This is a genomic window from Mesorhizobium sp. M7A.F.Ca.US.014.04.1.1 (genome assembly GCF_003998745.1).
In the GTDB taxonomy this organism is placed as follows: domain Bacteria; phylum Pseudomonadota; class Alphaproteobacteria; order Rhizobiales; family Rhizobiaceae; genus Mesorhizobium; species Mesorhizobium ciceri.
In genome coordinates this window covers 1-8,359 of the sequence record NZ_RZRW01000245.1, presented here as the reverse complement: position 1 = coordinate 8,359, position 8,359 = coordinate 1, and the positions used below count along the sequence as shown (strand labels likewise).

The window sequence follows — 8,359 nt, the reverse complement described above, 5'->3', positions numbered from 1 at the left end:
ATTATGCGCGCATCGCCGAAGTGTCGCTGCGCGAAGTCGATCGCGGGCTGATCGAGGCGGCGCGCGCCATGGGCGGCAACCGCTGGACGATCATCCGCGAGGTGCTGGTGCCAGAAGCCCTGCCCGGCATCGTCGCCGGCTTCACGGTGACGCTGGTGACGCTGATCGGTGCGTCAGCCATGGCCGGCGCGATCGGCGCCGGCGGCCTCGGCGACCTCGCCATCCGCTACGGCTACCAGCGTTTTGAGACGTCGGTGATGATCGCAGTGGTCATCGTGCTGATCATCCTGGTCTGCGGCATCCAATGGGTGGGGGATCGGTTGGTGGCGAGGCTGGATAGACGGGGGTGATTGTTAGGCCGACGAACTAGGCGATGATATCTTCTATCAGTGCTTGCAATGACGCTTCTGAACCGCTGAAACTGTCGATCATGGCTTGAATGACGCGATCCCGTCAAGGATGTCGTCATTGAATGTCAGGCCCGCGTGCTCGGCGAGCATCGCAAGGAAGGTGAGCTGGGTTCGGCCGTTGCCTTCGCGAAACGGATGCACGGCGTTGATCTCCGCGACGATGTGCGCCAGATGCTTCGCAAAGCTGGTGCCGTCGAGATGAGCTAAGCGGTCGGGATTGCCGAGTTCGCGAAAGACCCGCGCCATCTCGGTGGCGATGTGTTCGGGATAGCAGAACCAATTGCCGGCCTTGCCGATGCGGATGGTGCGCGGCTGACCGGCCCAGCCACACATCCTGGAACAGGTGCCGGTGCAGGCCGAGATAGTGACGGTAGTCGAGTTCGCCTGCCGGCAATGGCTCGTCAGCGCGAGTCAGGAACAGCGCGAGCTCGACTTCATCAAGCTCAGCCTGGTCGCGGATGTCCAACAGGTTAATGAGCACCGTCGTGCCGGGGTAGCACAGCGGATCGAACTCAGCGGCGTAGACCAACGTCTATTTCTTCTTGCGGATTTCTTCCTTGATGAGCGAACGCCGCTCATCACCGGACAGTCCGTGTCGTACGCCTAGGGCGAGTAATTTCGCCATGCGAGGCGATAAGGTCATGCCTTCCACGGCGCTGATTTTCTCGCCGCGCTCGCTGGTCAGCACGAACTGGCCGGTCTTGGCTGAACGGCTGGCTCGTGAGCTAGGAGACTTCATTTCGAGACAATATCATAACCATTGAGGAGAGACCAAAATGATTTCCAGGGTAAGCCCAGTTAGCCGCGCAACCTCCCCCCCTCGGGATCGAAGAACGGTATCGGCGCCACGACCGCCCGGCTCGGCCTGCCATCGATGTCTATGCTGAGTTCGGTGCCAATCGCGGTGAAAGGCAGCCGCAGGTGCGCCGTGGCCAGCACCTTGCCCAGGGAATAGCCGTGATCGCTGTAGGTGACGATGCCGGCGTCCTCGCCATCGGCCAGGACCCTGGCATCGGTGGCGGCCGGCGTGTCGCCGTCGAGGATCAGGCCGACCCATTGCTCGTCGAGGCCCTTGTCGCGGACCTTGAGCAACGCTTGCCGGCCGACGAAATCGCCCTTGTCGAACTTGATCCAGCGGTCGAGGCCGACATGGAACGGGGTGCGGCTCTCGTCCATGTCGATGCCGTGCGCCGGATAGGCCTTTTCCAGGCCCAGCGTGAACATTGCCAGCACGCCATAGGGTTTCAGGCCAAAGTCCCGGCCGGTCCGCATCAGCGCGTCCCAGACCGAAGCGGCCTCGTCGGCCGGCACGAACAGCTCGAAGCCGAGCTCGCCGGTGACCCCGGTGCGCGAGATCAGCACCCGCGTGCCGTTGATGTGGCCTGACGTGAACGACCAGCGTTTCAGCCCGTCCAGATCGGCATCCGAGATCATCGCCTTCAACAGTTCGCGCGAGCGCGGGCCCTGGATGGTCGGGAAGGCGATGGCTGCGGTTATGTCGGTGACATAGGCCTTGCGACCCTGCGCGTGATGCAACAGCCAGGGCAGCATCTTCAGGCGGTTGACCGAGCCGGTTACCAGCATGAAGTGCTCCGGACCCAACCGAAACACGGTGAGGTCGTCCATGATGCCGCCATCCTCGCGGCAGACCGTGGAATAGCGGACCTGGCCCGGTTTCATGGCAGCGGCATTATTGACGATGACATGGTTGACCAGCGCCTCGGCGTCCGGCCCCTTGATGTCCATCTTGCCCATGGTGCTGAGATCCTGCACGCCGACATTTTTGCGGGTGTTCAGATGCTCGTCGGCAATGCCGGAATAGGTTTTAGCGGAGATGAAATCGCCCCCGACACGACCCATGGTCGCGCCCAGCCCGACGATGCTGCTGTAGAAAGGGGAACGCCGCTCAGCCAAGGAAGTCTCCATCATTCAAGAAAAACGGCAGCGCCAGCCGGCGCTGCCGGAAGGCATGTTGTCGTCTCAGCTGCCGTAGACGTCGAAGGAGAAGTACTTGTCGTTGATTTCCTTGTACTTGCCATTGGCGCGCAGCGCGTCGATGGCCGCATTGAGCTTGTCGGCCAGTTCCTTATTGCCCTTTTGCAGCGCGATGCCGACGCCAGGGCCGTGAATGGCCGGATCGGCGGTCAGCGTGCCGAGCAGCTTGCAGCAGGCGCCGTCTGGCTTCTTCAACCACTCGGTCAGGATGATCGAGCCGTCCATCATCGCGTCGAGGCGGCCATTGGCCATGTCGGTGCGGGCATCGTCGCCCGTCGGATAGGCTTTGACCGTCGAGCCTGCATATTTCTGGTCGGCGAATTTCTGGTGGATGGTCGCGGTCTGCACGCCGAGCGCCTTGCCTTTCAGATCATCGGGCGACGTGCCCGCGATGGTCGAATCCTTGGGCACGGCGATAGCCGGCGGCGTCTGGTAGTATTTGTGGGTGAACTCGACCTTCTCGGCCCGCTCGGGTGTGATGGTGATGTTGATGATCGCGTCGAACTTGCCGGCCTGCAGCGCCGGGATCGAGCCATCGAAATCCTGCACGCTGAACTCACACTCGGCCTTCATCTCAGCACACAGCGCCTTCCCCAGCTCGATGTCGAAGCCGCCCAGCGTGCCGTCGGCACTGGCGTAGTTGAAGGGCGGATAGGCGCCCTCGGTACCGATCCTGAGTTTTTTGTCCTGGGCGGAGGCGGCACCAGTGGCAAGGGTGAGGGCGACGGAAGCGGCAAGCACGAAACGACCGAAAAGACGCATGTTCGAGATCCCCGTTGAAAGCGGGAAGTCTACGGTCTTCCAGGCGCGCGGCGGAGACGGAAACGACATGCGCTGCGGCGATCACGGCGCGGCGAGCAGACCAGGCGAGCGATCGGTGATGTGTTAGCCGACGCGCTGCTTGTCGGTGGCCGTCCGGTCGATGGCCAACTCCCCGGCCGAGAGGACAACGCCAAACTTTTCGGTGGCTTCCTCTGATGTGTAGTACCCCAGCGCCACGTCGCGCAGCACAAGATCGGCATCGCGCTGCAGCGGATCGCCATAGCCGCCGCCGCCCGGCGTGCCGACGCGCACGCGGTCGCCGGCCTTGAGCGCAATGTCCTGTTCTTTGGACAAATGCGGCGGCACGTGTTCCTCGCCGTTGCGGAAGACGGTCACCGTGTTGACGGCGCCGTCCTTGCCGCCAAGCGCGCCCTGCGGGCCGAACCGGCCATGGTCCATGACGAAGGAAGCGCGGGCGTCGCCGCGCAGGATTTCCACCTCATAGGCGAGGCCGAAACCGCCGCGATGCTTGCCGGCGCCGCCGGAGCCTTCACGCAAGGCGTAGTGGCGGTAGAGCACCGGGAATGCCTGTTCCATGATCTCGACCGGCGGCGACTTGGAGATGCCGATGGTCGAGCAGCCATTGGTCAGGCCGTCATGGCCTGAATTGCCCCCATAACCGCCGCCGGAGATCTGATACATGACGTAGTCGCGGCCGCGTGCCGGGTCGTTGCCGCCGAGTGCGAAATTGCCGCTGGAACCGGCGGGTGCGGCGGTCACCTTGTCCGGCAATGCCTGCACCATCGCCGCAAACACCGCCTCGGCGATGCGCTGCGACACCTCGGCGGCGCAGCCCGAGACGGGCCGCGGATATTTGGCGTCGAGGAACGTGCCTTCCGGCCGCTTGACGATCAGGGGTTCAAACGCGCCGGCGCTGATCGGCACATCCGGGAAAATGTGGCGCATGGCGAGATAGACCGAGGATAGGGTCGTCGCCAGCACGCTGTTCATCGGCCCGGCGCAGGGCTTTGACGAATCGGTGAAATCGAAGGTCAGCGTGTCGCCCTGTTTTTCGACGGCGAGCGCGATGATCAGCGGCTCGTTGACCACCCCATCGGAATCGACAAAGGCCTTCGAATGGTAGGTGCCGTCGGGAATGGCTGAGATGTTGGCGCGCATCTGCTCGGCCGCGCGGCGGCGCAGTTCGGCGATCGCCGCGACAACAGTTTCGTCACCGTAACGATCCAGGATTCCATTCAGCCGATCCTGGCCGATCAGCAGTGCGGCGGCCTGGGCCCTGATATCGCCGATGCGCTGGTCGGCGACGCGGATGTTGGAGCAGATGATGGCGTAGATTTCCGGGTCGAGCACGCCCTTCTTGAACAGTTTGACCGGCGGCAGCCGCAGGCCTTCCTGCTCCACGGCAGTCGCCGAGGCTGAAAATCCGCCCGGCACCGAGCCGCCAATGTCGGGCCAATGGCCGGTGTTGGATAGCCAGCAGAAAATCTTGCCGTCCCGGTAGACCGGCATGGCGAAGCGCACATCCATCAGATGGGTGCCGCCGAGATAGGGGTCGTTGACGACGTAGATGTCGCCTGGTTCCGGCGGCAGGCAACGGCCGTCGGCGATCATCTCGATCACCGTCCTGGTCGAATACTGCATGACGCCGACGAACACCGGCAGGCCCTGGCTGCCTTGCGCGATCAGCGAACCGTCGACAGCCGAATAGATGCCGTCGGAACGGTCATTGGCCTCGGCGATGACCGGCGAGAAAGCGGCGCGAGAGAACGTAAGGTCCATCTCGTCGCAGACCTGCTGCAGGGCCGCCTGGAGGACCGAAAGGGTGATGGCGTCGAGCTTTGCCATATCAGGCCTCGCCAATGTCGATGATGATGTTGCCGTCAGCGTCGCTGCGTGCGCGGTCGCCGGGTTCGAGCACGGTGGTGGCATCCATCTGTTCGAGGATCGCCGGGCCTTCGATGATAGCATCGAGCGGCAGCTTTTCACGCGCATATACGGGCGTGTCGTGCCAACGGCCGGCATACCAGACCGGCCGGATTTCGCGCCGCGCCTCGTCCAGCGTTGCTGCGCGCCCCGCCGGATCGATCAGGCGCGACAGATCGATCGCCAGACGCACGCCGGTGACCGATGTATTGAGATTGACGAGATTGGCTCGGATTTCCGGCAGCTCGACCTTGAAGCGGGCGAAATAGGCCTTTTCGAAAAGCTGCTGCAGCGTTGCCCGGGTCACCGAGGAGGACGGCAGCGCCACGTTGATGATGTGGGTCTGGCCGACGAACTGCATGTCGGCGGAGTGGGTGACGCGGATCGTCTCCGGCTTTACCGCTTCCTTGCCGATCAGCTCCTCGCCTTCGTTTCGGTGCCGTTCCAATACCCCATGAAGGCGCGTTTCGTCGAGCACCGACACCGGCTGGTTGATGGTGTTGACGAAGTCGTGGCGCAGGTCGGCAACGACGCAGCCGAGCGCGTTGGTGATGCCTGGACGCGCCGGCACCAGCACCTTGGGCAGGCCGAGTTCGCGCGCCAGGGCAGTCGCATGCAGCGGCCCGGCGCCGCCAAAGGCGAACAGCGCGAAATCGCGGGGGTCATGACCGCGTGACACCGACACCATGCGGATGGCGCCGGCCATCTTCATGTTGCCGAGCCGCAGCACCGCGCCCGCCGCCTCGACGCCGGACAGGCCGGTCGGCTTGCCGATTTTCTCCTCGAAGATGCCGGTGACGCGCTCTGATGTGACCGGGTTTTCGACTGCCAGCAGCTTCTTCGGCGCCAGCCGGCCGAGCACCAGATTGGCGTCGGTGATGGTCGGATCGAGGCCGCCGCGCCCGTAGCAGATCGGGCCGGGGTTGGCGCCGGCGCTTTCCGGGCCGATCTGGATCAGGCCGGCCGCGTCGACGCGGGCGATCGAGCCGCCGCCGGCGCCGACCGTGTGCACCGCCACCATCGGCACATGGATCGGCATGGCATATTCGATCTCGATCTCGTTCGAGACAGCCGGCTCGGCATTGCGGATCAGCGCCACGTCGGTCGAAGTGCCGCCCATGTCGTAGGTGACGAGGTTTTCGAAGCCGGCACGTTTTCCGGTGTAGGCGGCGGCGATGACGCCCGAGGCCGGACCGGACATGACAGTCTTGGCCGATTCACGTGTGACGAAGCGGGCCGAGATCATGCCGCCATTGCCGTTCATGATCAGGAAGTCGCGGGCATAGCCTTTTGCAGCCAGTTCCTTGCGCAGCCGCTCGACATAACGCTCGAGGATCGGCTGCACCGAGGCGTTGACCGAAGCGGTGACGCCGCGCTCGAACTCGCGCGCCTCCGACAGCAGCGCATGGCCTGCCGTGATGTAGCCGTTCGGCCAGAGCTCGGCGGCAATTTCGGTGGCGCGCCGCTCGTGCGCCGGATTGGCGTAGGAATGCAGGAAATGGATGACGAGGGATTCGCAACCGGCCGCGATCAGCGTCTGCACCGCCTCGCGCATTTCGGCCTCGTCGAGCGGTGTGCGTATCTCACCCGACGCCTCGACGCGCTCCGACACTTCGAGCCTGAGATTGCGCGGGATGATCGGCACGAAGCTGCCGGTCATGCCATAGGCCTGCGGCCGCGTGCGCCGGCCAAGCTCGATCACGTCGCGAAAACCGCGCGTGGTGATCATGCCGGTTTTCGCCAGCCGGCGTTCGAGCACCGCATTGGTGGTGGTGGTCGTGCCATGCACGATGAGGTCGATGCCGTCGATCGGAAATCCGGTGGCGCCGAGTGCCGAAACGACACCGAAGGCCTGGTTGTCGACCGTGGTCGGCGTCTTGGCCAGATACACCCTGCCGCCATCGCTTCCGTCGATCAGGAGCAGGTCGGTGAAGGTGCCGCCGACATCGATACCGGCAACGACATTTCCCTGGGGATCGCGCGCTTGCGCCGAAATATTCTCTTCCATCGTCGAAACCCGAAATGCGCGGACTACGGATATGCGTCAGTTTGGAAAGCTGTTTTAAGGGAGCATCTTGACGCAAATATCGTTTGTATACTAATAAATTCCGGACACAAGAGCTTGCCGCTTTGGAGTGTGCGAACAGCACGCCGGGACCTGAATGGTCCGGGCGCGCAGGTGAAGGTTTGGCGCCCGCGTCCGTGAGCTGGGCCAGAAGGTTGGATTTGATGAACACCACATCCGCTCTCAACACCGTCGGCGCCCGACCGCTGCAGTTCCCGATTCCGGCCAATGTCTATGCCGAAACCGTGGTCTCGGTGAAGCACTACACCGACCGGCTGTTCTCGTTCCGCATCACCCGTCCGCAGTCGCTGCGCTTCCGCTCCGGCGAGTTCGTCATGATCGGCCTGCCCAATGCAGAGAAGCCGGTGTACCGCGCCTATTCGGTGGCGAGCCCGGCCTGGGACGAAGAGCTGGAATTCTTCTCGATCAAGGTGCCGGACGGCCCGCTGACTTCGGAGCTGCAGAAGATCCAGGTCGGCGACACCGTCATCATGCGCCAGAAGTCGACGGGCACGCTGGTGGTCGACGCATTGACGCCGGCCAAGCGGCTGTTCATGATCTCGACCGGCACCGGCATCGCGCCCTTCGCCAGCCTGCTGCGCGACCCCGACACCTACGAAAAATTCGATCAACTGATCCTGACCCATACCTGCCGCGACAATGCCGAGATGACCTATGGCCAGGAGCTGGTCGCAGCACTTGAAAGCGACCCGCTGATCGGTGAACTGACCACTGGGCGCGTCACGCTCTACAATTCGACGACCCGCGAGGAATCGGCACGCATGGGCCGCATCACCGCGCTGATCGGCTCCGGCAAGTTCTACAGCGATCTCGGCATCGACAAGCTCAACCCGGAAACCGACCGGATCATGATCTGCGGCTCGATGCATATGCTGAAGGACGTCAAGGAACTGGCCGAAAGTCTCGGCTTCGAGGAAGGCTCGCTGAGCCATCCGGCGACTTTTGTCGTCGAGCGCGCCTTCGTCGGCTGAGCCGCACCAACATCTCGAAGTCTACGTTTTTGACCGCACGGTCAAAAACTGCTGCTTTCGCCGCCTTTTTCGGTTATGACCGCCCGCAGGACTCATGAAGTACGGCTTCACGGGCTATCTTCGGCATACGTCGCTGAATGAAAGGGCAGGAGATGAGCAGCACAATCCGCGAAGCCGATGTCGGCCCGTCC

8 protein-coding genes are annotated in these 8,359 nt (G+C 63.4%); 3 read left to right on the top strand and 5 right to left on the bottom strand.

Annotated features, from left to right (window positions below; translation table 11 throughout):
- A partial coding sequence (locus tag EOA22_RS17380) for an ABC transporter permease subunit (RefSeq protein ID WP_127390111.1) occupies positions 1-350 on the top strand: 350 nt, incomplete at its 5' end.
- A gap of 78 nt (positions 351-428) precedes the next feature.
- On the opposite strand, the gene EOA22_RS39695 is transcribed toward EOA22_RS17380, so the two are convergent.
- Positions 429-743, bottom strand: coding sequence for a Fic family protein (locus EOA22_RS39695; protein WP_335919019.1), 315 nt, complete (start codon positions 741-743; stop codon positions 429-431).
- Positions 744-753: 10 nt separating this feature from the next.
- Between EOA22_RS39695 and EOA22_RS39690 the strand changes: the two genes are divergently transcribed.
- Entirely contained in the window at positions 754-1,017 is a 264-nt protein-coding gene (locus EOA22_RS39690) for a hypothetical protein (RefSeq protein ID WP_335919021.1), read from the top strand.
- 191 nt (positions 1,018-1,208) lie between these two features.
- On the opposite strand, the gene EOA22_RS17365 is transcribed toward EOA22_RS39690, so the two are convergent.
- The 4 genes from EOA22_RS17365 to EOA22_RS17350 form a co-directional block, all read right to left on the bottom strand.
- The gene (locus EOA22_RS17365) at positions 1,209-2,339 is read right to left on the bottom strand and encodes an aminomethyltransferase family protein (protein WP_063169688.1); all 1,131 of its coding nucleotides are present in this window, start codon (positions 2,337-2,339) and stop codon (positions 1,209-1,211) included.
- 51 nt (positions 2,340-2,390) lie between these two features.
- Entirely contained in the window at positions 2,391-3,167 is a 777-nt protein-coding gene (locus EOA22_RS17360) for an ABC transporter substrate-binding protein (protein WP_063170417.1), read from the bottom strand.
- 123 nt (positions 3,168-3,290) lie between these two features.
- Positions 3,291-5,033 carry a hydantoinase B/oxoprolinase family protein gene (locus tag EOA22_RS17355; RefSeq protein ID WP_063169687.1) on the bottom strand — a complete coding sequence of 581 codons (1,743 nt, stop codon included), beginning with the start codon at positions 5,031-5,033 and terminating at the stop codon, positions 3,291-3,293.
- A gap of 1 nt (position 5,034) precedes the next feature.
- Positions 5,035-7,119, bottom strand: coding sequence for a hydantoinase/oxoprolinase family protein (locus EOA22_RS17350; RefSeq protein WP_063169686.1), 2,085 nt, complete (start codon positions 7,117-7,119; stop codon positions 5,035-5,037).
- A gap of 221 nt (positions 7,120-7,340) precedes the next feature.
- Between EOA22_RS17350 and EOA22_RS17345 the strand changes: the two genes are divergently transcribed.
- The gene (locus tag EOA22_RS17345) at positions 7,341-8,168 is read left to right on the top strand and encodes a ferredoxin--NADP reductase (RefSeq protein WP_063169685.1); all 828 of its coding nucleotides are present in this window, start codon (positions 7,341-7,343) and stop codon (positions 8,166-8,168) included.
- The last annotated feature ends 191 nt before the right edge of the window (positions 8,169-8,359 follow it).